The organism is Xanthocytophaga flava (genome assembly GCF_030068545.1).
Taxonomy (GTDB): Bacteria; Bacteroidota; Bacteroidia; order Cytophagales; family 172606-1; genus Xanthocytophaga; species Xanthocytophaga flava.
This window is the reverse complement of sequence record NZ_JASJOR010000001.1, coordinates 296984-321653: the sequence shown is the minus strand read 5'-3', so window position 1 is coordinate 321653 and position 24670 is coordinate 296984. Positions and strand designations below refer to the sequence as shown.

At 39.6% G+C, this 24670-nt stretch carries 21 protein-coding genes; 10 read left to right on the top strand and 11 right to left on the bottom strand.

Features of this window, described 5'->3' with window-relative positions; all coding sequences use genetic code 11:
• Positions 1-37 precede the first annotated feature (37 nt).
• The 3 genes from QNI15_RS01350 (at position 38) to QNI15_RS01340 (ending at position 4523) form a co-directional block, all read left to right on the top strand.
• Positions 38-1351, top strand: coding sequence for a M16 family metallopeptidase (locus QNI15_RS01350; RefSeq protein ID WP_314030146.1), 1314 nt, complete (start codon positions 38-40; stop codon positions 1349-1351).
• A 4-nt stretch (positions 1352-1355) separates the two neighbouring features.
• Positions 1356-2759, top strand: coding sequence for a M16 family metallopeptidase (locus tag QNI15_RS01345; protein WP_314005009.1), 1404 nt, complete (start codon positions 1356-1358; stop codon positions 2757-2759).
• Positions 2760-3407: 648 nt separating this feature from the next.
• Positions 3408-4523: a DUF2911 domain-containing protein gene (locus QNI15_RS01340; protein WP_314030144.1), complete on the top strand. Its 1116-nt coding sequence runs from the start codon at positions 3408-3410 to the stop codon at positions 4521-4523.
• A gap of 445 nt (positions 4524-4968) precedes the next feature.
• On the opposite strand, the gene QNI15_RS01335 is transcribed toward QNI15_RS01340, so the two are convergent.
• From QNI15_RS01335 to QNI15_RS01305, 7 genes are all read right to left on the bottom strand, one after another.
• The gene (locus tag QNI15_RS01335) at positions 4969-5466 is read right to left on the bottom strand and encodes a DUF1440 domain-containing protein (RefSeq protein WP_314030142.1); all 498 of its coding nucleotides are present in this window, start codon (positions 5464-5466) and stop codon (positions 4969-4971) included.
• Positions 5467-5617: 151 nt separating this feature from the next.
• Positions 5618-6763, bottom strand: a complete 1146-nt coding sequence (locus QNI15_RS01330) for a cysteine desulfurase family protein (protein ID WP_313975018.1) — start codon at positions 6761-6763, stop codon at positions 5618-5620.
• A gap of 63 nt (positions 6764-6826) precedes the next feature.
• Entirely contained in the window at positions 6827-8236 is a 1410-nt protein-coding gene (gene glmM, locus QNI15_RS01325) for a phosphoglucosamine mutase (protein ID WP_314005002.1), read from the bottom strand.
• 425 nt (positions 8237-8661) lie between these two features.
• Positions 8662-9951 carry an acetyl-CoA hydrolase/transferase family protein gene (locus tag QNI15_RS01320; RefSeq protein WP_314030140.1) on the bottom strand — a complete coding sequence of 430 codons (1290 nt, stop codon included), beginning with the start codon at positions 9949-9951 and terminating at the stop codon, positions 8662-8664.
• A 349-nt stretch (positions 9952-10300) separates the two neighbouring features.
• The gene (locus tag QNI15_RS01315; RefSeq protein WP_314004998.1) at positions 10301-10429 is read right to left on the bottom strand and encodes a hypothetical protein; all 129 of its coding nucleotides are present in this window, start codon (positions 10427-10429) and stop codon (positions 10301-10303) included.
• Between the two features lie 66 nt (positions 10430-10495).
• Positions 10496-13027 carry a replication restart helicase PriA gene (priA, locus tag QNI15_RS01310; protein ID WP_314030138.1) on the bottom strand — a complete coding sequence of 844 codons (2532 nt, stop codon included), beginning with the start codon at positions 13025-13027 and terminating at the stop codon, positions 10496-10498.
• 234 nt (positions 13028-13261) lie between these two features.
• Positions 13262-13657, bottom strand: a complete 396-nt coding sequence (locus QNI15_RS01305; protein WP_314004994.1) for an Hsp20/alpha crystallin family protein — start codon at positions 13655-13657, stop codon at positions 13262-13264.
• A 398-nt stretch (positions 13658-14055) separates the two neighbouring features.
• Between QNI15_RS01305 and menB the strand changes: the two genes are divergently transcribed.
• The 4 genes from menB to QNI15_RS01285 all read left to right on the top strand — a co-directional run bounded on the left by menB (position 14056) and on the right by QNI15_RS01285 (position 17709).
• A complete protein-coding gene (gene menB, locus QNI15_RS01300; RefSeq protein ID WP_313975006.1) occupies positions 14056-14880 on the top strand; it encodes a 1,4-dihydroxy-2-naphthoyl-CoA synthase in 825 nt (274 codons plus the stop codon).
• Positions 14881-15166: 286 nt separating this feature from the next.
• Positions 15167-15679, top strand: a complete 513-nt coding sequence (locus QNI15_RS01295; protein WP_314004992.1) for a GNAT family N-acetyltransferase — start codon at positions 15167-15169, stop codon at positions 15677-15679.
• A 105-nt stretch (positions 15680-15784) separates the two neighbouring features.
• Positions 15785-16711: a geranylgeranylglycerol-phosphate geranylgeranyltransferase gene (locus QNI15_RS01290; protein WP_314030136.1), complete on the top strand. Its 927-nt coding sequence runs from the start codon at positions 15785-15787 to the stop codon at positions 16709-16711.
• Positions 16712-16845: 134 nt separating this feature from the next.
• Complete coding sequence (locus QNI15_RS01285; RefSeq protein ID WP_314004988.1) at positions 16846-17709, top strand: lysophospholipid acyltransferase family protein; 864 nt, start codon at positions 16846-16848, stop codon at positions 17707-17709.
• A 43-nt stretch (positions 17710-17752) separates the two neighbouring features.
• Here QNI15_RS01285 and QNI15_RS01280 read toward each other — a convergent pair whose 3' ends face one another.
• Genes QNI15_RS01280 through QNI15_RS01270 form a run of 3 tightly spaced genes read right to left on the bottom strand, consistent with a single transcriptional unit; the run spans position 17753 to position 21987 of the window.
• Positions 17753-19909 carry a hypothetical protein gene (locus QNI15_RS01280; protein ID WP_314030134.1) on the bottom strand — a complete coding sequence of 719 codons (2157 nt, stop codon included), beginning with the start codon at positions 19907-19909 and terminating at the stop codon, positions 17753-17755.
• A 13-nt stretch (positions 19910-19922) separates the two neighbouring features.
• A complete protein-coding gene (locus QNI15_RS01275; RefSeq protein WP_314004984.1) occupies positions 19923-20960 on the bottom strand; it encodes a hypothetical protein in 1038 nt (345 codons plus the stop codon).
• Positions 20961-21009: 49 nt separating this feature from the next.
• The gene (locus QNI15_RS01270) at positions 21010-21987 is read right to left on the bottom strand and encodes a helix-turn-helix transcriptional regulator (protein WP_314030132.1); all 978 of its coding nucleotides are present in this window, start codon (positions 21985-21987) and stop codon (positions 21010-21012) included.
• A gap of 73 nt (positions 21988-22060) precedes the next feature.
• Between QNI15_RS01270 and QNI15_RS01265 the strand changes: the two genes are divergently transcribed.
• The 3 genes from QNI15_RS01265 (at position 22061) to QNI15_RS01255 (ending at position 23974) form a co-directional block, all read left to right on the top strand.
• A complete protein-coding gene (locus tag QNI15_RS01265) occupies positions 22061-22441 on the top strand; it encodes a hypothetical protein (RefSeq protein WP_313974992.1) in 381 nt (126 codons plus the stop codon).
• Positions 22442-22487: 46 nt separating this feature from the next.
• On the top strand, positions 22488-22955 hold the full coding sequence (locus tag QNI15_RS01260; RefSeq protein ID WP_313974990.1) for a nuclear transport factor 2 family protein: 468 nt from the start codon (positions 22488-22490) through the stop codon (positions 22953-22955).
• 230 nt (positions 22956-23185) lie between these two features.
• Complete coding sequence (locus QNI15_RS01255; RefSeq protein ID WP_313974988.1) at positions 23186-23974, top strand: prohibitin family protein; 789 nt, start codon at positions 23186-23188, stop codon at positions 23972-23974.
• A 30-nt stretch (positions 23975-24004) separates the two neighbouring features.
• Here QNI15_RS01255 and QNI15_RS01250 read toward each other — a convergent pair whose 3' ends face one another.
• On the bottom strand, positions 24005-24616 hold the full coding sequence (locus QNI15_RS01250) for a 2,3-bisphosphoglycerate-dependent phosphoglycerate mutase (RefSeq protein WP_313974986.1): 612 nt from the start codon (positions 24614-24616) through the stop codon (positions 24005-24007).
• Positions 24617-24670 lie beyond the last annotated feature (54 nt).

Below are 24670 nucleotides of genomic sequence, written 5' to 3'. Positions count from 1 at the left end.
TTTTGTATTTTACCGGCACACTATAACCAATTCATTTATGAAGCAATTCTTTCTTGTTCCGGCATTGCTCTGTTGCCTGAGTGTGCTGGCACAAAACAAAGCAGACGATGTCAAAACGTTTACACTTACCAATGGAATGAAATTTCTGGTTGTTGAGGATAATTCTATTCCCAATGCCAATATGTACCTGCTCTATCGGGTGGGTGCCCGCAATGAGCATCCTGGTATTACAGGCTTATCCCATTTTTTTGAACATATGATGTTCAACGGTTCTAAAAAATATGGCCCAAAAGAGTTTGATCGCACCATGGAGTTTAATGGAGGGGCTAACAATGCCTATACTACCGAAAATGTAACTGTATATACAGATTGGTTTCCGTCTTCTGCCCTCGAAAAGATATTTGATCTGGAAGCAGATCGTATTGCCAGTCTCACCATCGATCCTAAAATGGTGGAGAGTGAACGCGGAGTAGTGTTGTCTGAACGTAGCACAGGTTTGGAAAACTCTCCATGGCGTATGTTGGGTGAAGCTGTGAATGCCACTGCTTTTCAGGAGCATCCGTATCACTGGCCTGTAATCGGATATGAAGAAGACATCAAAAACTGGACAAAAGAAGACCTGGAATATTATTTCAAAACCTATTATGCACCCAATAACTGTGTAGTGGTAATTTCCGGAAATGTAAAAACGGATGAAGTAAAACGATTGGCACAGAAATACATGGAACCTATTCCGGCTCAGAAAGCAGCAGATCCGGTCCATCTGGTAGAACCTCCTCAGACAGGGGAACGTCGGGTGACTGTACAAAAGCAAGTAGCGACTCCTTATATGCTCATTGGGTATCATACACCTGAAGCACGCCATAAAGACTTTTATGCACTTAGTATTTTGAGCTCTGTTCTTTCCAAAGGCAATTCTTCCCGATTATACAGCACCCTGGTAGATAAAAAACAGCTGGTATCCAATGTATTTACTGACTATAGTGAAAGCTTTGACCCGACGTTGTTTCAGATATATGTAGTGGCTGCAAAGGATGCAAAAGAAGCAGACATTGAAAGTACCATTTACGAAGAAATAGAAAAGATTAAAAAAGATGGTATTACAGAGAAAGAACTTCAGAAAATAAAGAATCAGAAACTAATGGAGTTCTATGGACAAATCGAAACTATCAATGGGAAGTCTAACAACCTGGGCACTTATGAATTGTTCTTTGGTGATTACAAAAAGATGTTTGAGGCTCCTGCTGAGTACAACAAGGTAACACTAGATGATATCAAACGGGTAGCCAATGAGTATTTCAAGAAATCCAATAGAACTGTAGGTGTTTTAAAAGCAAACGTAGAAGACTAATCCCATGAAAAGAACCACTTTATATATAGTATTTGCTCTTGCCTTTGTCTGTCAGTCATTCTGTAGTTTTGCCCAGACAAAAGCTGCCGAGTATAAATTACCTGGGTACGAGAAATTTGTTTTATCCAATGGGTTGACGGTGTACCTGATGGAACAACATGAAGTACCTGTCATTAATGTCGCCGCTATCGTTCCTGCTGGGGCTATCTATGATGGCTCACAAGCCGGACTTGCCTCTCTGACTGCCACAGCACTAAAACATGGAACAAAAAATTATACAAAGACTAAGCTGGAAGAAGAACTGGATTTTGTTGGGGCGACACTGGCTACACAGGCAACCAAAGAATATGCTTCTCTTTCTGCTGGATTCGCAGCCAAAGATCAGACAAAGGTTTTACCATTAATCAAAGAAGTACTGGTAAATCCAACGTTTGATGCGGCAGAGTTTGAAAAAGAGAAGAAACGAATGCTGACTAATCTGGAAAGAGCCAAGGAAAGTCCTCGTTCGGTGATGGGATCTTACTGGTCTGCATTCCTGTATAAAGATCATGTATATGCTAATCCGGTTACAGGCAAAGTATCCACAGTTGGTCAACTTCAGGTAGCAGATGTACAAAAATTCTACCAGGCCAATTATATTCCTAACGGATCTGCTATTGCCATAGTAGGAGATTTTAAGGCGAAGGATATGAAAGCTCAGATCTCCAAACTGTTTGCAGACTGGAAAAAAGGAACTTCTGCTCAGAAAAATCTGGCTGCCAGTGTCGTAACTGCACCAACCGGAAATAATGTTTTGCTCATTAACAAAGAGGATGCACGAGAGACGACATTTTATATTGGGGGCGTTGGTATAAAGAGAGATAACCCGGACTATGTGGCTATCGAAGTGGTAAATACCGTTTTTGGCGGACGATTTACCTCCTGGCTTAATGATGAATTACGTGTTAACTCCGGTTTGACCTATGGGGCAAGCAGTCGGTTTTTGCCTTTGAAAAATGCAGGTACTTTTTACATTTCAACCTTCACTGCTAATAAAACCACAGAGCCTGCTATTGATAAGGCGCTGGAAGTGCTTAATCGTCTGCATACTACAGGTATTGATGAAACTACCTTACAATCTGCCAAAAACTATGTGAAAGGGCAATATTTGCCTGATTACGAAACAGCAGGACAACTGGCCGGCTTGCTTACTGAAATGTTTTGGTACGGTTTCAACGAGTCTTTTATCAATAGCTTCCAGGCTAATGTAGATCAGTTGACAACTGCCAAAGCCAAAGAGATCGTGGCAAAGTATTTTCCAAAAGATAAGCTTCAGTTTGTGTTGGTTGGCAAAGCAGAAGAAATCAAAAAGATTGCTGAAAAGTATGGTCCTGTAACTGAAAAGCAGATTAAAGCGGATGGATTTTAAGAGGTAAAATATTCAGGATAAGACTCTACATGAAACATGAGTCATCCTAAATTTTGGATGAGAGTTTGTTTTACAAAATCAGAGCCTATGTTTTTGAAAAGAGTATAGGCTCTGATTAACTTTTAAGCAAAATCTTTAGTTGAGTTGGTTTATTGTCCCTCACATTATTCTACTTGCGGCTTCTTCATTTTTGGCTTGCCCAAAAAACAGGACACCAAATGAGAATTTGGTGAGCCAGATTTGTGCGTGTGCAAAAAAGGGCACTTTTCTCCGATCCTTCACCCCACAAGGCCAAAGGCCAACCTCGCGGAGAAAAGATTGCCAACGCACCTACACTACTACACACGATTGAAGTTAGCACAACGTCTTCCTGTAACTCCTTTGTTTCGCTTTTTCTAAATGATGCGATATCGTTCCTCAATATTCGGGATGACTCATGTTTCTCCTTTTCTGGAATATCCTGGTTCTTCAATAAAATGAAGCATGAATAGGATTTTTATTGAATGGAATAGTTAGGTCAATTACATGGGTAGAAAGATTGTATTATACCAGTAAAGTCGCTTATGGTGGTAAAATGCCTTTTGTCATAAAGTACTAGTGCTTTATTTGTCAGTAACTTACTTTTAGTCTGAAAACATCCCTAAACCTATGCGTACTTTTTTAAGATGGACATTGTCCCTGTTGATACTGGGGGCTATGCAGCCTGTATGGGCACAACTTACTACACCACCTGGCGGAGGAAATAAGAAAGCTTCCGTTTCTGAAAAAATTGGTATTACAGATGTCACCATTACCTATGATCGTCCAGGCGTAAAAGGCCGGGAAGGAAAGATCTGGGGAACCTCAGTTGCTCACTATGGCTTTCAGGATCTGGGATTTGGTACCAGCAAATCTGCTCCCTGGAGAGCCGGTGCCAATGAGAATACAACCATCTCATTTAGCACAGATGTAAAAGTAGAAGGCAAAAACCTGCCTGCCGGAACCTATGGATTATTTATGGCTTTGCAGGAAGGCGGAGCCACCGTTATTTTCTCCAAAAACTCAACTTCCTGGGGAAGCTACTTCTACGATCCTGCAGAAGATGCACTACGTGTGGACGTAAAAACAACAACCCTTAATGAAAGTGTGGAGCGGTTAAAATACGAGTTTATGGACCAGACAGACAACTCAGCTGTTATTGCTCTGCTTTGGGAAAAATTAAAGGTTCCATTTAAAGTTGAGGTTGATCTGGTAAATACTCAACTTACATCGTTCCGCAAAGAACTACGTTCAGATGTTGGTTTTAACTGGGAACCATGGGCACAGGCTGCTGCTTTCTGTGTGCAAAACAATACCAATCTGGAAGAAGCATTAAAGTGGGCTGATGTCGCTGTAAATGCTCCATTTCTGGGACAGAAAAATTTTACGACTTTAAGTACAAAAGCTCAGGTATTAGAAAAGCTAGGCAAAACAGCAGAAGCTACAGCGTTGATGAAAGAAGCCATGCCAATGGGCAATATGCAGGAATTGCATCAGTACGCCCGTCAGCTGGTAGCTATGAAACGTAGTAAAGAGGCACTGGAAGTATTTCAGCTGAATGCAAAAAAATACCCTACCGATTTTACCACCAGTGTTGGACTGATAAGAGGTTACTCTGCTGTAGGAGAATATAAAAATGCATTGAAACTAGCTAAAACTGCTTTACCCAAAGCACCTGACTCTAATAGCAAATCCAATGTAGAGAAGATGATTGCTACATTGGAACAAGGCAAAGATGTAAACTAAGAAAGTTATTTTTTAATCTGAATGCGAGTGAGATTGCCCATCCGAAAGGTTGGGCAGTTTTTTTGTGGCTCAAAAGATAGAGTTGCCCGGCTCCATAGTATCTCCTCTGATTTTTGAACTAAATTCAACATATTATAGTCTTGTGAGCATAGTTTATTGCATAAGTAAGGCTTGTGCATAATTCTATGCAAAGAGCAATAGGAAGAGTTGCTTTCTGATCTTCGTGAGAAAATAATTTTTGCCACGAATAAACCGCAAAAAAATTTTTGCATAGAATTCACCGCAACATTGGTGTTTGATCGGAATTCACCGCAAAATGTTTCATGCGTGTAATTCTGTTCAAAATGTTTTTATGCACACAATTATGCCTACTACAAAATTTTTTCAGAATAGAATCAAAAGCATCTTTATCATTCAGGTGACTATAGAGTATTTTAGGAAAAGCCTAGGAACGTCTGAAGTATTTGTGTACAATAATCGAAATAGGCAGCCCAATCATACACATCAGAACCAACATACCAATAGCTGCCTTTACAGGATTGAAAGGAAACTTTGGTGTATTACTAAGTGGGATGACAATCTGATTCATAACAATCCAGGCAAAAACACCATATAATAAACCTGCTACTATTTTGTGCTTTGCCAGGGTTTGTATTCTAGGATAGAGTAGAAAGTAAAAAAACGCAAAAGCCATAGCAATAAAGAAGTGAAGGAACAGCCCTAAAAGAGCCATAGGAATACCTCCTGAAAACGCTTCTTTACCAAATATTCCGCTGGCGATAAAAAGTAATAGCCGTACCGGAGTTGTTCCAGCTAACAAATAGTTGACAATCATTGCAGTTGTAAGATCGAGGATACCTGCTACCACACCTGCTTTCAGTATAGTTTGAGTACCTCTATGTAGAGAGGTAGGAACATTAGGCGAAACAGAAGAGTGTGCCATCTGAATAAATATCTAGTGTTATACAAAGATATTCTATTCTAGGTAACTTACTTGTAATCAGATATTTATTTTGTGGAAGTATATAAAACGAACACCTCTGCAGTGAAGTCTACAGAGGTGTTCGTTTTATGTGTTGTATGATACTTTCAGATCAGGCAACTTTCTCCTTCTTATACATTTCTGCCAGTGTCTGAACCGCAAAATCGATTTCCTGTTCGGTATTGAACTTGCTGAATGAAAAACGCACAGAAGCACGTTCCGGATTAGCGTGTATAGACCGTAGAACGTGTGATCCGATTTCGCTTCCGCTGGTGCAAGCACTACCACCAGACGCAGATATTTTATTGATATCCAGATTGAAAAGCAACATTTCGCCAACTTCTGCTATAGGCAAGCTTACATTCAGAACGGTATAGAGGCTTTTATCCGATTGGATAGGATCACCATTGAAAGCAATACCTTCAATTTCTGTTTGCAGTTTGGCAATCATGCGCGATTTCAGTCGTTGGATATGTTGCTGATGTTCATCCATATCCCGGTAGGCAATCTCCAGTGCTTTGGCAAGTCCTATGATACCATATACATTTTCGGTTCCACCCCGCATGTTACGTTCCTGAGAACCTCCATGTATAAAAGGTTGTATTCTATTCTGTGCATTAATATACAGAAAGCCAACACCTTTGGGTCCATGAAACTTATGAGCTGCACCAACAATAAAGTCCACCGGAAGCTTTTGCAAATCATGGCGGAAATGACCCATTGTCTGCACTGTATCCGAATGGAAGATAGCGCCATGCTGCCGACACAGTTCACCTGCCAGTTGTATATCTGTGACATTGCCGATTTCATTATTGGCATGCATCAGTGATACCAGTGATTTAGGATATTGTTTGAGCAATTCTTCCAGGTGATTCAGATTGATATAACCTTTCTTGTCTACTTCTACCATGTGTAACTGTATACGGCCAGCTTTGTGCAGACTTTCCAGCGTATGCAGTACCGCATGATGCTCTATGGGAGAGGAAATAGCATGCTTGATCCCCAGGGCTTCAATACTGCAGCGAATGGCTGTATTGTCAGCTTCAGTACCACCTGATGTAAAGACAATTTCAGCAGGAGAGGTATTAAGTAACTGAGCAATCGTTTTGCGCGATTTTTCAATGGCTGAGCGTACTTCTCTTCCGTGCGTATGAATAGAAGAAGGATTACCATAAAACTCAGTCATAAATGGCAACATAGTTTCCAGTACTTCTTTATCCAAAGGAGTAGTTGCCGCATTATCTAAATAAACTCTCATTGTCAATCTGAATTTGTATTATTTTCTTTGTATGGTTTTGCTCGTAGTTGAATTGACAGCAACTTAGGTTCTGATCTGCTGGCCTACCAGTTCCCGTATGTCACTAATAATCTTGTTGGCCAGGTAATCAGCTGTAGACTGAGAATCCGACTCTGAATAAATACGAATGATAGGTTCCGTATTGGATTTACGCAAATGTACCCATTCTTTACCAAATTCTATCTTCACACCATCTATTGTATTGATAGGATTTTTTGCATATTTCTGTTTGATCATCTCCAGGATCTCATCTACATCGATATCAGGAGTAAGTTCAATCTTATTTTTAGATATATGATAATCCGGATACGTAGAACGTAGCCTGGAAATAGAATACCCAAACTCTGCTAGATGGCTCAGAAACAGTGCAATACCTACCAGGCCATCCCGTCCATGATGCAAGGCCGGATAAATCACCCCTCCATTACCTTCTCCACCAATAATAGACTGACATTCTTTCATGGCAGTTACCACGTTTACCTCACCTACTGCAGCGGCAAAGTGTTGACCACCATATCGTTCTGTCACATCCCTAAGCGCACGGGTTGATGACAGGTTTGAAACCGTATTCCCTCCCGGATGATGTTTTAGTATATAGTCAGCTACAGCAACCAATGTATACTCCTCTCCAAACATGCTTCCGTCTTCACAGATAAGAGCCAGTCTGTCTACATCCGGATCTACCACTATACCTAAATCATAGCGACCTTTTTCAAGTTCGGCTGCAATCTGGATAAGGTGTTCGGGAAGAGGCTCCGGATTATGGGCAAATATTCCGGAAGGGTCACAATTGATTAGTGTGCGTTTCTTTACTCCTAATGCATCCAGTAACATGGGAACTGCAATACCGCCTGAAGAGTTCACAGCATCTATCACTACATTAAATCCACGTTGTGCTATAGCAGCACGGTTGACAAGTGGCAAGGCTAGAATCGCTTCAATATGTTTCTGCAGATATGTATTGTCTGTTGTATACTTTCCCAGTTTTTTTACCTCTGCATAGGTAAAGTCATTTTCTTCTGCAAGTTTTATAATTGTTTGTCCATCAGAAGCTGACAGGAACTCTCCCTGTTCATTTAACAATTTAAGGGCGTTCCATTGAATTGGATTATGACTGGCTGTAATAATAATGCCTCCATTTGCTTTCTCCATAACCACCGCCATCTCTACAGTAGGTGTTGTTGACAAGCCAACATCTACTATATCAATACCTAATCCCTGCAATGTGGATGATACAATACGGGAAATCATTTCGCCGGAAAGTCTGGCATCCCGTCCAATTACCACTTTAAAGGTATTGGAAGTGGATGCTTGTGTTTTGATCCAGGTTCCATAAGCAGCTGTGTATTTAAGCACATCTGATGGGGTTAGTGAGCCTCCACTCTTTCCTCCAATAGTTCCTCGGATTCCTGAAATCGAAGTAATTAATGTCACTTTATATACTGTTAAGGTGAGTATTGTGAATTTTGTATGGATTGATAGTGAGTGCAATCCGAAACAAGTGTACTAAAAAATGAAGGCAAAAATAACAAATAAAAGTGGAATGCGCGGGGCTTTATATCTGATTTTATTTTGCTTAGTTATGAGGGTGCCAGATAGTATATTTTCTTATCAATTAGAGGGTTATTTTTATTTTATTTTGATGATTATATTGAATTGCTTTATAGGGTGTGTTTTTGTTTTGTTACTGTGGTATATTTTATTAATCTTTTTTGATGAATAAATTCTGATGGACATAGTAGGGCTTGTATCTTTTTCTATACAGATACAAGCCCTATATTTGAATTGACATTGACAGTTATAGTAAAAGTGTGCCAATAAACATACCTTGATGTCTTTCCCTATATGTTGTCTCGGACTTATTGGTAATGCCCATGGAACCGTTCAAAGGCTGCTCGTTCAAGATTTTCCCTTTGACTTGGATGAGAAATCGCAATGAGTTCCTTGGCACGTTGTTTCAAGGTTTTTCCAAATAAATCAGCTACTCCGTATTCTGTTACAATAAAGCGGGCATGAGCACGAGTGGTAGTAACTGCTGCTCCCGATTTTAGTTCTGACACAATTTTGCTTTCTCCTTTACTGGTAGTGGAAGCAAGTGCAATAATGGGTTTACCTCCTTCTGATAGGGCTGCACCCCGCATAAAGTCCATCTGTCCACCTACTCCAGAGTATTGATATGTACCAATAGTATCGGCACAAATCTGGCCAGTTAGATCTACTTCTATGGCACTGTTGATGGCTGTCACCTTTGGGTTGCGTCTGATGGTACTGGTATCATTGGTATAGGAAGTTTCTTTCATGGCTACTGCCGGATTATTATCGATAAAGTCGTATAATCTGCGGGTTCCCATAGCAAAGCAGGATACAATCTTGCCTGGCATCACTTTCTTAAGTGAATTATCAATAGCTCCACTTTCAAACAGGTCTATGAGTCCATCTGAAAACATTTCTGTATGAATTCCCAGATGTTTGTGATGTTTTAATTCTGCCAGTACAGCATTGGGAATTCCTCCAATACCCATTTGTATTGTAGCTCCATCTTCTACCAGACCTGCTACGTTTCTGCCTATCGCAATCTCCAGGTCAGATAAGGGTTCGGGCTTTACCTCATAGATTGGATAGTTCACTTCTACTGCGGCATGGATCTGACTTACATGAATAAATCCATCACCATGTGTACGAGGCACAGACGGATTGATTTCTGCAATAACATACCGGGCTGTCCGAACTGCTGCCAGGCTCACATCTACAGAACATCCCAATGAACAATAACCATGCTCATCTGGGGGAGATACCATAATCATCGCTACATCCAAGGGGAGTATATTGCGGTAAAATAACAAATGGATGTCTGACAAAAAGATAGGGATATAGTCTCCGTACCCTTCTGCGAGGAATTTCCGGTGATTGGCTCCTACAAACATAGCATTGGAATGAAATACATTCTTTAAGTCCTGCTTCATGTAAGGCAATACACCTTCGGTATGAATGTGAAGCAATTCTACATTTTCCAGTCGTGATGCCTGCGCTGTCATGGCGTCAAGTAGGACATGGGGTGTAAGCGCAACACTGTGTACAAATACACGATTGCCAGACTGGATATATTTAACTGCTTCTTCGGCAGTTGTATACTGAAGTGATGTTTGCATGGCTCTGATTTTGAGTTGCAGATGTTGAGTACATCTGAAAAATACTAACTGTTGCTGATTTTCTGCAAGGTAGGAAAGAAGAAATGCAGGATGAATGATTTGTATCACCCGCAGATATGAGCAAACCCGTGATTTGTTTCACTGCGATTGATGATACAAAAGGACAAAAACAAGAGGTTTTGTTTACTGGAGTAGAAATAAGTTGGGAAAAATGAAAACCAGCACGAATGAAGTATGTTTTCCCATTCATGTTGGTTTTGTATTACTGACCTTTGATCATGTCCTAAATTTGTTGTTGGGTAAATGCTCCTTTGTCTACTTTTTTGTAATCACCAGGAGGAGGAAAAAGTCAAGTATCCAGTGTTTTCTTTTCTACTTTGATCAATTCCATGCTCATTGCCGATTTTGAGTCAGACTGCATTTTTACTATACATTCATCTGCATTGTTTTTCTTTAGCTCAGTAAATGCGTTTTTCATATCTCCCTGATTGTCAAAATAGGATTGATTTAGTAGTTCAGTATATCCATCAATAAATAGAAATAACTACATGGGATCTACATCAATTACAATAGAGGCTTGTTTAAATTGTTTGGTAGTCAGAATCTTTTGAATCTCCTCTCGGATCTGTTCTTTAATCAGACGCAGGTTTATATTATCCTTCTCAAGCTTGATCAGAATATCTTTCAGAAATTGATTTCGTATCCTGTTAACCAAAGGTGGTTCTGGTCCAAGTACACGACTGCCCATCTTCTCCCGTAATCCATTTGCCAACGCCTGAGCAGCTTCTTCTGCCATAATTTCATCTTCATGTTTGATAATCAGACGAATCAGACGAGTAAATGGAGGGTAGTTAAACTTTTGTCGTTCAGGTATTTCTTTTTCGTATAGTCCTTCATAGTCATTCTGCAGAATTTTCTCAATAACAAACAGTTCCGGATTCCCTGTTTGAATCAGTACACGGCCCTGCGTATTCCGGCGACCAGCACGACCTGCCACCTGAGTTAGAAGCTGAAATGCCCGTTCATGAGCACGGAAGTCTGGAAAATGAATGATGTGGTCGGCATCAAATATGCCTACAAAGCTAACTTTATCAAAGTCAAGTCCTTTACTGAGCATTTGTGTACCAATGAGGATATCTGTCTCGCCTGCTTCAAAAGCCTGTACAATATTCTGAATTGCATTTTTCTGACGTGTCGTATCCAGATCCATACGGGCAGTTCGAGCCTGAGGTATCAACAACTTTAGTTCATCCTCTATCTTTTCAGTACCATAACCCATTGTTTTAATACGGGTAGATCCACACACTGGACATTGATGAGACATTTGCTCTGTAAACCCACAATAGTGGCAACGCATCTCCTGAGTATGCTGATGATAAGTGAGACTGACATTGCATTGGTGGCAATGAGGTATCCATCCACAATCTTCACACATTACATAGGGGGCATATCCACGACGGTTCTGGAACAGGATGCTTTGTTCGCCTTTGGTAAGGTTATCTTTTAAAGATGTTAATAGTGTATCTGAAAAGTTGTGCTTCAGCTTTTTCTGCTTACGTTCTATTCGAATGTTGACCAGAGAGATTTCAGGAAGCTGAGCTTCCCGAAAACGCTGAGTAAGTTTTACATAGCCATATCTGCCTTGTTTGGCATTGTAAAACGATTCAAACGACGGAGTCGCTGAGCCCATTAACACTTTGGCCTGCTGAAGTCTGGCTACGACCAGAGCCAGATCCCGTGCATTGTATCTTGGAGCTGGGTCGTATTGTTTATAGGAGCTTTCATGTTCTTCGTCTACCACAATAAGTCCCAAATTATCAAATGGCAGGAATATCGCAGACCGAACTCCAATGACAAAATTAAATTTACCGGATAGTACTCCTCTCCATACTTCAACACGTTCATTGTCAGAGAATTTGGAATGGTAAATGCCCATCTGATCCCCAAATACTTTCCGCAAACGGGATACAATCTGAGTGGTTAAAGCAATTTCTGGTAAAAGGTATAAGACCTGAGAGCCTGACGCCAGCACTTTCTGAATCAGGTTAATATATACAGCTGTTTTTCCACTTCCTGTAATTCCATGCAGCAATACCGTATCTTTTGTCTTAAAGTACGACATGATTTTTTCTGTTGCTAGCTGCTGGGAGTCAGAAAGCTGGACATCATCTCCCGAATAGGGTACATCTGCAAAACGGGAAATGATTATCTCAAATTCTTCAAAAACATTTTTCTTTAACAATGTTTTTAGTGCAGATTCGGAGATGTCATCCTTGACAAGGACAGATTTTTCCAGTCCGTCTGCATTGGCTGTGCGATTTTGCATCACAGGTACACGGGCCAGATATTTCATCAATACACCAACCTGTTTGTACTGCTTGCGATCTTCCAGTTCATCAATCAGATCCTTTAAGGGTTCCCAATCTTCATAATCACGTGTCAAGCGGATCTTCTTAACGATTTTGGGAGTATACTTTTCCTTTACCTCTTCATATACCAGTACTGCTCCTTTTTTACTCAAGGATTTGATAATCGGATAGATATCTTTCTGACCCAGAAGCCGGGCTGCTTCATCTGTAGATAAAGAGTTCTTCTCCTGAACGGCTTCCAGCAACTTTCCTTCTGTTTCTGTAAGAGGTGTATTGATATCAAATTCCGGATTATATTGTAATTTGGATTCACTATTGATCTTTAATCCGGAAGGCAATGCCGCATTCATTACTTCTCCGATATGGCACATATAGTAATCTGCTACCCATCGGAATAACTCCAGCTGATAGGTAGTGACCATGGGAGCTTCATCCAGAAGTTCAAGCAAAGGCTTGGCAATATATTTCTTTGGAGGGTCCTGGTGCACACGTGCGACAATAGCTGTCAGGATACGGCGGGTGCCTAGTTGTACAATTACCCGTGCTCCAACCTGTATCATATCATTCATGATGGCCGGAACTCTATAGGTAAGCAGGTTGGGCAGTGGAAGTGGTACAATCACATCCACAAACAGGGTAACTACTTCAGGAAAAAGTCCTAAAGAAAGCGAAGCTGACTCGTTTATTTCGTTATCAGATGACGACACAAATTCTTTTAATCAATTGAGGTTCGGGGTTTGCTGCTATACTATTCTTTGAGATAATGACAGGCATTCGATAAACACAAAACCCATGAACATATATAAAACGGGAGGACGAAGGTACAAAAAAAAAAGAAGCGATAGGTCGCTTCCATTTTCTTTATACAATTAAAGTGCTTGACGCAAACAGACACTAATAAGTATATCTAAAACGTCATGTATATCTTTAAATTGTAGGGATTATAAAATATCTATATCAATACGCCGGGGAGCTTCATCTCTATCCTTAAATGGAAGAAGCACCTGCAACTGACCATGACTATATACAGCCTGAATGTGACTGCTATCTACGAAGTTTGGTATATCAAAGATTCGTTGAAACATAGGAACAGGCTCTTCTTCCTCTTCTTGTTCTTCAATAAATTTATCGAACATTTCCGGCAGGAAGGAGTGAATAGTCAATTTATCATTATTTACAAATATATGAAAAGACTCAGGGTCTACTCCAGGTGCAGATAAACTGATTACTAATTTCTCAGCATCATGCGCAACCTGAATAGCAGTCATGCTAACTCCTCCGGTAATTGTATTTAACCAGTTAATCTGGTTAACATACTCTTTCAAATCATTTTTCATAGTTGCCTGTTTTTATGTATGAAACAAAATACATTACAAGTTTTGTATAATAGGAGCTACAAATTATATACCGACCAGTTTTAATGGCTGTGAAATGTATACCATGAAGTATATCTATGTCAAATTGGCCACGTTGTGTGGAAAAATCGTACCTGAATATGTCAAAAAGTCGCTTTTGCTTTTCGGATATTCTATAGATCTGGTAAAAATGTAGTTGTTTTTACCCAGCTTTATTCACAGATTCTGCTAAATGCCAAGACTCATATCAGGATAATCCTTAGCAAACTTATTTGCAAATGCACTTGTCTGCCATTAATTTTGCCCGCTTGTTGAACTTACTAGTCTGGTATTTCATATTGCATTCGAATACGATCTTTTAAACCTAAACTCTTTGGATAATGGCTTCAACATTTGCGTGGGAAAAAATTAAGGATTACGAGGAAATCAAGTTTGAGTATTATAATGGCATTGGAAAGATAACCATTAACCGTCCCCACAAACGGAACGCATTTACACCGCTGACTGTAATCGAAATGATTGATGCGATGACGCATTCCCGTTACGATGATCGGATCGGAGTAATTATATTGACAGGAGAAGGACCGGATGCTTTCTGCAGTGGTGGTGATCAGAGTGTTCGCGGACATGGAGGTTATGTAGGCAAAGATGGTGTTGCCCGGTTAAATGTGCTGGATCTGCAAAAGCTAATTCGTTCTATTCCTAAGCCTGTCATTGCTATGGTTGCAGGATATGCTATTGGAGGTGGACATGTTCTACACGTAGTATGTGACTTGTCAATTGCTGCTGAAAATGCACGTTTTGGCCAGACTGGTCCTAAAGTAGGAAGCTTTGATGGTGGTTTTGGTGCTTCTTATCTGGCACGTATTGTCGGACAGAAAAAGGCACGCGAAATCTGGTTCCTGTGTGACCAGTACAATGCACAGGAAGCACTGGATATGGGTCTGGTAAATAAAGTAGTTCCTTTGGAAAAACTGGAAGAAACAACGGTTGAATGGTGTGAGAAGATTCTGGAAAAATCACCCATTGCATTGCGCATGTTAAAAGCTTCGTTCAATGCTGAACTGGATGGTCAGGCAGGTATTCAGGAACTGGCAGGCAATGCGACATTACTATATTATCTATCCGATGAGGCAAAGGAAGGAAAACAAGCTTTTCTGGAGAAACGTAAACCGGATTTCTCAAAATATCCAAAATTTCCTTAAGTCCAGTCGTAAAGTGCAGAAAGGGTATTGTATTGAAAATCAGTACTTTTTCTGAGTAATTGGTTTTAAATTGATGGCTCTGATACTAAAATTAGACTATATTTGATTAAAAGATTATCATTTTAGAACTATTTATTACAAAAAAAATAATATCTTGTAATTGAAAGACGGAGTAGAAATACAAGAACGGAGTAGAAATACAAGAGTAGTACAGGTTACGAATAGATAGTGAAGTATATTAATACCTGTCAATATAATATGTTCATCCCTGGAATAATTGATGTATATGCTTACAGATACAAGTGTGCTTATCAAAGAGGTTACCCAAAGTGAGATATCAGATGTTTTATCTATAGCTAAAGCTACCTGGGAGCCTACTTATCGGGAAATACTTTCTAAAGCACAAATTGACTATATGTATGAAGAAATTTATACTGCCACAGCTGTAGAAAAACAGATACAGGATCAGGGACATATCTTTCTGATATTATATGTTGCCGATACAGCTGTTGGATATGCTTCCTATAGTTTACGAGAAGACAAAGAAAGTGTATATAAAGTGCATAAATTGCATATTCATCCGGACTTTCAAGGACAAAAATATGGCCGTGCATTAGTGGGGCATCTTGAGAAAGAAGTAAAAAACCGGGGAGCCCGTATGTTGGAAATGAATGTCAACCGTTATAATCCTGCCGTTCGTTTTTATGAACGATGTGGGTATCAACAGGCTAGGGAAGAAAATACTCCAATCGGAGATTTCTGGATGAACGATTTTGTTATGTACAAGGAACTTTGCTAAATGTTTCTATACCAAATAAAAGAGCCTGTGTATATTTATACACAGGCTCTTTTATTTATAAACTACTAATGGAACTAACATTATTTGAAGGGGTTTGTAATTAGAATGAATCCCTCTTACCTTCGTATGCATCAATCCAACCAGACTTTTGTGGTACAGCTACGTAAAAAACGAAGAAGCCGACAGATTATTCTGAGAGCGTTATTGCGACTTATCCGATTTCCTAATCTGATGATTGTTGCACTAACGCAATATTTGGTTCGTGTTTGTCTGGTAGGTCCAAAGGGCGAGTGGTGGAATCATCTTATGGATGTACACTTGTTGGGTCTAGCGTTCTCCACACTATGTATTGCCGCTGCCGGATACATTATCAATGATTATTATGATATAAAGATTGATACTATCAATAAACCCCGCAGAGTAGTGGTGGGTAGGATTATGAGTCGGCGACAGGCTATCTTTGCTCATTCGTTTTTGAACTTTCTGGGAATAGGGATTGGTACGCTGATTGGATTGCGTATTGGCTTGGTTAATTTTATTGCTGCTTTTTTATTATGGCTCTATTCTAATCAGTTAAAAAGACTGCCTTTTATTGGTAATTTTATAGTGGCTTTGTTGACTGCTGCCACATTATGGGTGGTTGTCCTTTATAATCCTCAAAACAGATTGTATGTATATACCTATTCTGTCTTTGCATTTTTTATCACACTAATTCGTGAGATTATTAAGGACATGGAAGATGTACGGGGAGATGCTACTTTTGGTTGTCGTACGTTACCTATTGTCTGGGGAATACGTCGTACCAAACTCTTTCTGTATTTTCTGATACTGACCTTTCTGATCACTTTATATTCTTTTGCTCCATTTCTACCTGATCGCCTGATCTGGTATTTCAGTCTGTTTATTCTTTTGCCTATGTTATGGTTCGTTTGGCAACTGGTACGGGCTGATACCAGAAGTGATTTTGGCTATTTGAGTCAGATTTGTAAACTTATCTCTGTGGTTGGTGTAGTGAGTATGGTATTTGTGTGAAACAAAAGCTATTGGTTATAATTAAATGTATTGATACCTTACCCAGACTGATAGCCAATTTTTGCACCAAGGCTATTGTATATTTACTACCTTTGCTGCCGTTTACTTAATTCTATTGCGAAACATTTTCTTTCATGTATTTACTGGAGTTATTTGCAAAGCTTCCTCTGTGGATTTTGTATGGTGTGGCAGATATAATCCGGTTTCTGGCTTATTATGTAATTCGATACCGGAGAGATGTGGTAGAGAAGAACCTACGTCTTTCTTTTCCTGATAAAACCGAGAAAGAACGAAAACAGATTGCTAAGGATTTTTATAGAAATCTGGCAGATATTGCTGTCGAATCCTTGAAGTTGCTCAGTATCTCAAAAAAGGAGTTGCAAAAAAGAATCCGGATAATCAATCAGGAGGTTGCTACCAATTATTTGAAGAAAGGGCAATCTATTGTGGTCATGACATCACATCTGGGTAATTGGGAATGGCTCCTGGCTGGTAATGGCGCAACGTTAGGTTTTGATGTGGATGCCATATACAAGGAACTTACTACTGCTTCTTTTGATCAGTTGATGTTGAAAATTCGTAGCCGGTTTGGGCCTTATCCGGTGGAGATGAAAAAGGTGGCAAGAGAACTGGTAAAGCGAAAAAATATCACTCGTATTATTGCGATGGTAGCAGACCAGACACCTTTTCCGGAACAAGCCTACTGGACTACATTTTTACATCAGGATACGCCTTTTTTTACTGGGGTAGCAGGAATTGCCAAACGAACCAATTATCCTGTACTATATACAGGGATGCGGCGCGTAAAAAGAGGATACTATGAAACATGGTTTGAAGTAATCTCGGAAGATTTGTCAGAGACCACACCTGAACAATTGATTGAAGACTATGTACGGAAAGTAGAAAGAGATATTCAGTTGTATTCGGATCAATGGTTATGGTCACATGCACGTTGGAAGCATAAACGTCCATCTTTGATAAAAAAAGAAAAAATTTAAAGAAATAAAAAAGTCTCCTGAGCTCAGGAGACTTTTTTATTAGTTAGCGTGTAAACTGATTTAGATAAAAACATTCCTGACGTGCCTTGCTATAAAACTGAGTAGTGGCATACTGTTGTTTGAGTTGTGTAAAGTATTTACGATCAGCAGGGGCATAGCTGGGAGGGAGCCCTTCATAATAGCTATCGTTTTTTGGTGCTTTAAGCAAATAATAATTATTCTGCTCACATTTAGCCGCCATAAATAAACTTTTAGCTGCAATTTCCTTATTACCAGCTTGTTTTGCCAATTCTGCTGCTTTGGTGTAGTATTCTAATGCCCGACTACAATCTGTATAGTCATCTGCTGAAACAGATGAAAATCCATAAGGACGGTAATAATCCATAGCCCTCCAGGCAAATCCAAAATAGGTTGTATTATAGTAAATAGCTCCCAGCTTATAGGTGGCATCCAGTGCTTTTGCCTTGTCTGTATCTGCCGCCTGTTTTTTTAAGGCTTTGATTTGTTGGATCAATTCCAATTTGGAAAAGTGTTCAGATGAACCTTCTACACATTCATGGCAATCTTTAAGCTGATCCTGAGTAGGAATGCCTTCAATATCTTCATACTTATAGGTGAGCTTGCTAAAGATTTGTTCGGCTTCATCCAGTTTGTCTGCTCTTAATAGAAAGGTAGCCTTCATTTCAAGCAATACATCTTTTGGGGTTGTCTTATCAATTTTTGCCAGCAATTCTTTTTCGTATGTTGTTTTACTTGCCTTATCTGTGAATGCTATCAACTGTTCAATCAACTGAGCATTGGGTGATGTGCGTAAGCTATAGATATCATTAGTTGAAAGAAATTCTTTAGCTGACTCTCCTTGTTTTTTATACAGTCTGGCAAATACACCAACCATAAGGCTTTGCAAAGGCTCAGACTTTGTTTTCTTGATAGCCTGATAGAGACGTTCTTCACTGGCTGCATCAATCTTTTGGAGCTCAGCTAACTGAATCATCAGTTCAAAAGTTTCTATCTGTTGTTTTACTTCTTTCGTCTGACTGCTGGCAGGGAGTTGTGCAAATGTTTTACGCGCTTCTGCCACATTACCTGCCAGATAATCTGTATAGCCCAGAGCCAGTGTCCATAGTGCTTTATTCTTGTTCTTGCCTTCGCTTACCACTTTAAAGATAAAGGCTTTTAATCCAGCAGACCCTTTCTCAAATGTATTCAGATCTTCACTCTTCATACTCTTCTTCACTTCATATTTATTGATTTCCCGCACCAGCAAAATATCCAGGTATTCAGATGTTGGGTCCAGAATGTAGATATTTTTCATCTCTTCGAGTTTTAGATTATCAGGCTGGATAGCACGCAGAAAATGCAGTGTAGCTTTCTCATGATTGCTTTTACACATAGACAATACTTTTTGCCAGTCTGCATCATTGGTAATAGAGAAGCTGTAGTAGGAGTTGATGCGTTTACTTTCTGATTTGTCAAATACAACGGAGAATAGATAGGCTGCCAGTGCATTATTCTGACCCGAACGGCGTATTGCACCCGCCTTATGTCCCAATGCCCAATATTTGATCGGACTCTCTGTGTTTAATGGTGCTACCAGTTTGTCATACAAACTGATGGCTTTGGCATACGAACGGACATAATGTGCCAACCGTATTCCCTGATAAGCATAACGTAGTTTCAGAAACGGGTTTTGTTCTGTCTGATAGGTTTGTTCGGCTTTAGAGATTAGTTTAATTATTTGGGGGTTTACCTGCTTGGTTTCCACTGTCCAGTCATCTCCTTCAAGGGCAAAGGGCTCACAGGTTTTGGCAAAAATGAGATAGTCTACTGTTGCTGCATCTTTCTTCTGAATAAGGTATTTCACCATTGAGTTGTTTTGAAGTGTAGCACTCAAAGGAGTAGCAGGATTTGATAAATAGGTTTTTATAGCCTGAATTTCTTTCCTGGAAGCTTTATATACCAGATTTTCAATATCATTTGTTTTGGCTTTGTTTTCTGTAAATGTAGTCCATTCAGCCAGGTTTTCGCTTCTGCGAAAAGCTGGACTTTCTTCCCATGAATCATCGTACAGACGATCAAAGGAGAAATACAAAGGTTCAAAGAATGGTTGATTGGTAAGTTCTGGGTTAAAGAATCGGGATAGCGTCCATCCATCCCAATCGCCATCTGCACAGCTTTCCAGGTCTTGATAGGGATACATACACAAAAATAGACTAACGAAAGTGATTGACCACTTTTTGAAGGTCTTCAGGCGCATAGCGGGTAAGGTTTTTTTCATCGAGATAATAAAATAATATGTGTGGTTCAGATTGATTGACAATGGGGTTTAACAGATCAGCTGACTCTTGCAACTGAGATAAAGAGATCTCTTCCAGACGTAATTCATCTCCGCGATAAAGATACAGGGAATGAAAATAATGGCTTTCTCTGACCCGGAATTTTTTTTGTGTAATCGGTTCAAAATGAAGTGTATCATGCAATGCCTCTACTGACACATTGGTGAGGAGGTTTATTACCTGACCTTCACGTTGCAAAACTACCCACTGGTAGATAGGTAAAGCTATATCCAGAGGTAAGGGATAATCTTTGAGTCTGCGCAGATACTGGCGAGCTATGGTCAGATCCAGAATGGAATTGTCTGTTCCTCTGCCATCCAGAGAACCCATGTTGTAAAACATCAATATACCCTTATCTACTGGTGGAATGCCTGCACGGCCTATGTACTTTAGTTGATGGAGTCGAATGGTAGCAGAGAGTTGTATGGATTGTCTGGAAATATTTTTCTTTACCAACGATGCCAGTAAAAAAAACTTCTCACGGGATTTCTCAGACCAATCACAGTCTAACTGAATCTCTTTTATGGAAAGATGATTGCTATCGGCTATAGAACGAATCTTTGTCGTAATCTTAGTGGCCAAGTCCGAAACCTGACTGACAGGAATCTGGACCATAGTGCGGTTGGTAATGAAAATAGTCGGAATAATAGATAATTCATTTGGAACTTGTTCTGTGAACCGGATCTCTGCTACAGGTAGAGCCTTGCCTGCTTCAAAATTCCAGTCCACATCAAAAAACTTTACATTGAGTTGCTTTACGCGAAGCTGGGATAGATAGCTGCTGTCTGTTTTAGATAGTCTGAAGGTGCTTTTCCAGTAATAAAATGAGGCATGGGGTTTATGCTCTGATGAGCAGGATTGTAACAGGAATAAGAGAATGGTTACTAGAACTATTGTATGGTACCGGCTTCGCATAGATTGACAAATGGATCGCCAGCAAAAATACTATCTTTTCTGAGAAAGATTAGGCTGATACAGCCAGACCTGTTCGAACCTTTTCTGGTGAATTACCATACCATTTTTTGAATGAATGAATAAAGGCAGCTGGTTCCGAATATCCTAAAACGTAAGATACATCTGCAACGGAAAAGCGATTATGCTGAAGCAACATATACGAAATTTGTTTTTTCAGATCGTCTATGATCTGTCTGAAGGTTGTTTGTTCAGTACTTAACCGACGTTGTAATGTTCTGGGAGTGAGATTGAACACATCGGCTATTTTTTCCAGAGCAGGTAATTCTGGTTTAGCCATATTCAGCGATGCAATTTTTACTTTGCTCGAAAAAGTCGGTTCCGGCTTCATTGTCTCAATCAGTTTCAGGTATTCAGGAATTAATGCATCCAGATGTAATCGGCTTATGTCCTGTAGTGAAGCTTTTAAAAGAGCAGCCTTAAATGAGATAGCAAAACTTTTACCCTGTTGCCATTCGGACGGATACTCAGGAGAACAGGCAGGTGAGAATAACAGAAAGTCCAGTGGCTGCGCTGTCATCATGTCTAGTTCGCGGGATATAATTGTCAGCAAGCTTTCCAGTACTATAGTACTAGCTTCAGATTTATCTACGTTTATAGACAAATTGATTATAACACGATCTTCTATAAACTGAATCTCTGGCTGCACAACCGGAATGGTGTTGCCAATATAGTTATTTAGATAAAACAGCGCCTCTTCAATGGTAGCGGTTTGCAGGGAGATCTGATAGATTAGCCCCAGAGAGTTCATATTCAGAAAGTTTCCTAAACGTATCCCTAACAGGTCATCTTTTAGACTGGTGCTAATAAAGTTGATCGCAGCAAAAAAATCCTCACTGCTTACTGTGGTTGCCTCCTGAAGAAAGTTATCTGGTGGAGTAGTCATTACAGAAAGTATCTCCCGTCTGGACACACCCCTAAGTTGGGCATATTCCATAAAACTGTGTAAGTGCAGAGCCAGTATTTTCATTTTGTCGCAAAATGTCAATTTGAAGTAATCCAACAAATCTACTTTTGTTCATCAACTTTAAACAGAAAAACATATGAAATTCTTAAAAAAAGTAATGCTCGTAAATGCTATAAGTTCTGGCGCTACAGGTCTGATCCTGCTTGTTTTTGCTCCTTTAGTAGCCGACTTATTCGGTACCTCTGCTATCATTGCAGTTGAAGGTACTGGTCTATTTCTGTTGTGTTTTGCAGCTCTAGTCTTGTTTGAAGCTTTAAAGAATCCAATGCGTCCGGCTTGGGTAAACCTCATCATTGTACTGGATATTTCCTGGGTTTTGATCAGTGTACTAGTGATAGTATTCCAGCTTTTTCATCTTAGTCTGCTAGGCTATGCATTGATTGGGGCTGTTGCGTTATGGGTTGCTGCCATGGCTTATCTGCAAAGTCAGGGTTTGAAACAGCTTTCTATGGCCTAAGTTCATTTATATATCTGCTTGATCACTATTTAATCATTATACACATATGAAACGAATCTATTTTGTCGCAGTACTTATTCTGTCAGGACTGCCTGTATGGGCTCAGCAAGGTACAGATACGAAAGAAGTACAAATTGTGAAAGAGTTTTTGCATGGTGTAAGTACCAAAAATCGTGAGATTACCCATCGGTTACTGGATGAAAATATCTCATGGGATCAGCCTGGTAACAATACATTATCGGGAAAGAAAAAGACAGCAGACGAAGTATTTACCATGTCTGGTCAAATGCATAAAATTTCGCAGGGTACTTTTCAATTGAAAGACTATAAAGTACTTGGAATAAATGGAAATCAGGTGATATGCCAGCTACACTTTACTGCTATACGGCCAGAAGGTGCCTGGCTGGATATACAGAATACAGATGTATATACAGTTGAAAATGGGAAAATTATTCAGGCACAGGTATTCTCTGCAGACCCTTCTCAGGAAGATTATTTCTGGGGAAGAAAATGAATAAGGGGAGGATCTGGTGTGATTAGTTAGTAGATAAAGCTGGTTATAAAGTGCCAGCTTTATATTTTACGAGGACTGATTTTCCTTTTCAATAGATAATACTATCAAGACAGTTAAATTTTAATCTGCTTTTAATTATTATGCCTGAAATTTAATCAGGTTTTAATGGATTTATAGCGATCTGTAACGTTAATATGGCATATTTAATCACTCTACTTAACGTTATAGAAATGAAAAAAGGACTCATATTGATTTCCATATTGTCAGTGGCAGCTCTGACTAGCTGTGTTACTATTCGCCAAGGTGAGGTTGGTGTAAAAAGAAAACTTGGAAAGCTGGATAATCAGGTAAAATATTCAGGAGTACATGGCTTTAACCCTTTTACCTCTACTATTATCAAAGTTCCTGTTCGTACTATCAATCTGCCTTTAGCTCTGGAGAATGTGCCTTCCAAAGAGGGACTTAATATTACAGCAGAAATGGCGGTATTATATCGTATACTTCCGGAAGCAGCTCCCAAAGTATTGACCACCATAGGCGAGAAATATGAAGATGTATTGCTCATAAGTGTTTTTAGATCTTCTGCAGCAGATGTATGTGCCAGGTTCTATGCAAAGGATATGTATACTGGCCAACGGGAAGAGATTGAGAAAGAAATAACTGCTGAGATGCACAAGATATTAGAGCCCAGAGGTATCATTATAGAGAATGTATTGCTAAAAAGTATTGTATTGCCTAGAGGGCTTGCTGAATCTATTGAACAGAAACTGGAAGCTGAGCAATCTGCCCAACAAATGGATTTTGTATTGCAAAAAGAAAAAAAGGAAGCTGAAAGAAAAGTAATCGAAGCAAAAGGTATTTCAGATGCTCAGAAAATTATTAATGAAGGACTGACTCCACAGTTGATTGAATATAAAAGTATAGAGGCTTTTAAACAATTATCTGCTTCACCTAATACCAAAGTTATTGTAACAGATGGCAAAACGCCACTGATGATTTCTCCTCAGTCAAAAGAATAACCAGTAACAGATCTGCATGAACGAGATGATTCATTCATGCAGATCTGTTACTGAAACTACCTCTAACTCATTATCTAATATATATTGTTTGGGTACTCCGGTTTGGATTTCTGTGTGAGCAATATTTTCAGGTGTGATATGTTGCAGATACATCATCAATGCCCGTAGACTATTTCCGTGGGCTACAATCAGTATAGTTTTATTTTCTGCTAACAGAGGGGCAATATGTCTTTGAAAGAAAGGGATTACCCGATTGGCTGTATCTTTAAGGCTTTCTCCATTGGGCGGGGCTATATCATAACTTCGCCGCCATTGATCTACTTTTTCTGCGCCAAATTTTTGCACCATTTCTGCTTTGTTTAAACCTTGCAGATCTCCATACATTCGCTCATTCAACGCTGCATCTTGTATAATTGGCAGATTTGTCTGTCCAGTCTCCTGCAAAATAATGTCCAGTGTTCGGATAGCACGTTTTAGGATAGAAGTAAAACAAGCATCAAAATACATACCTTTCAATACCCTGCCTGCTGTATGAGCTTCTTGCTCACCTAAAGCTGTCAGATCTATATCGACATCTCCTGTAAAGCGATTTTCCAGATTCCATTGTGACTGTCCATGCCGGACAATGACTAGTGTTGACATATCCTACAAAGTGGTTTGTCTCAATGTGCATAATTGCTATGAAATACCCAAAGA

Excerpts from the sequence above, each read along its gene's own strand:
- QNI15_RS01250 (WP_313974986.1), bottom strand. The coding sequence starts at position 24,616 with ATGTCAACACTAGTCATTGTCCGGCATGGACAGTCACAATGGAATCTG.
- QNI15_RS01330 (WP_313975018.1), bottom strand. The coding sequence starts at position 6,763 with ATGAGAGTTTATTTAGATAATGCGGCAACTACTCCTTTGGATAAAGAA.
- QNI15_RS01290 (WP_314030136.1), top strand. The coding sequence starts at position 15,785 with ATGAATCCCTCTTACCTTCGTATGCATCAATCCAACCAGACTTTTGTG.
- QNI15_RS01335 (WP_314030142.1), bottom strand. The coding sequence starts at position 5,466 with ATGGCACACTCTTCTGTTTCGCCTAATGTTCCTACCTCTCTACATAGA.
- QNI15_RS01260 (WP_313974990.1), top strand. The coding sequence starts at position 22,488 with ATGAAACGAATCTATTTTGTCGCAGTACTTATTCTGTCAGGACTGCCT.
- QNI15_RS01305 (WP_314004994.1), bottom strand. The coding sequence starts at position 13,657 with ATGAAAAATGATTTGAAAGAGTATGTTAACCAGATTAACTGGTTAAAT.
- QNI15_RS01280 (WP_314030134.1), bottom strand. The coding sequence starts at position 19,909 with ATGTATCCCTATCAAGACCTGGAAAGCTGTGCAGATGGCGATTGGGAT.
- menB (WP_313975006.1), top strand. The coding sequence starts at position 14,056 with ATGGCTTCAACATTTGCGTGGGAAAAAATTAAGGATTACGAGGAAATC.
- QNI15_RS01255 (WP_313974988.1), top strand. The coding sequence starts at position 23,186 with ATGAAAAAAGGACTCATATTGATTTCCATATTGTCAGTGGCAGCTCTG.
- QNI15_RS01320 (WP_314030140.1), bottom strand. The coding sequence starts at position 9,951 with ATGCAAACATCACTTCAGTATACAACTGCCGAAGAAGCAGTTAAATAT.
- QNI15_RS01350 (WP_314030146.1), top strand. The coding sequence starts at position 38 with ATGAAGCAATTCTTTCTTGTTCCGGCATTGCTCTGTTGCCTGAGTGTG.
- QNI15_RS01285 (WP_314004988.1), top strand. The coding sequence starts at position 16,846 with ATGTATTTACTGGAGTTATTTGCAAAGCTTCCTCTGTGGATTTTGTAT.
- QNI15_RS01340 (WP_314030144.1), top strand. The coding sequence starts at position 3,408 with ATGCGTACTTTTTTAAGATGGACATTGTCCCTGTTGATACTGGGGGCT.
- QNI15_RS01275 (WP_314004984.1), bottom strand. The coding sequence starts at position 20,960 with ATGCGAAGCCGGTACCATACAATAGTTCTAGTAACCATTCTCTTATTC.
- QNI15_RS01265 (WP_313974992.1), top strand. The coding sequence starts at position 22,061 with ATGAAATTCTTAAAAAAAGTAATGCTCGTAAATGCTATAAGTTCTGGC.
- QNI15_RS01295 (WP_314004992.1), top strand. The coding sequence starts at position 15,167 with ATGCTTACAGATACAAGTGTGCTTATCAAAGAGGTTACCCAAAGTGAG.
- QNI15_RS01270 (WP_314030132.1), bottom strand. The coding sequence starts at position 21,987 with ATGAAAATACTGGCTCTGCACTTACACAGTTTTATGGAATATGCCCAA.
- QNI15_RS01345 (WP_314005009.1), top strand. The coding sequence starts at position 1,356 with ATGAAAAGAACCACTTTATATATAGTATTTGCTCTTGCCTTTGTCTGT.
- QNI15_RS01315 (WP_314004998.1), bottom strand. The coding sequence starts at position 10,429 with ATGAAAAACGCATTTACTGAGCTAAAGAAAAACAATGCAGATGAATGT.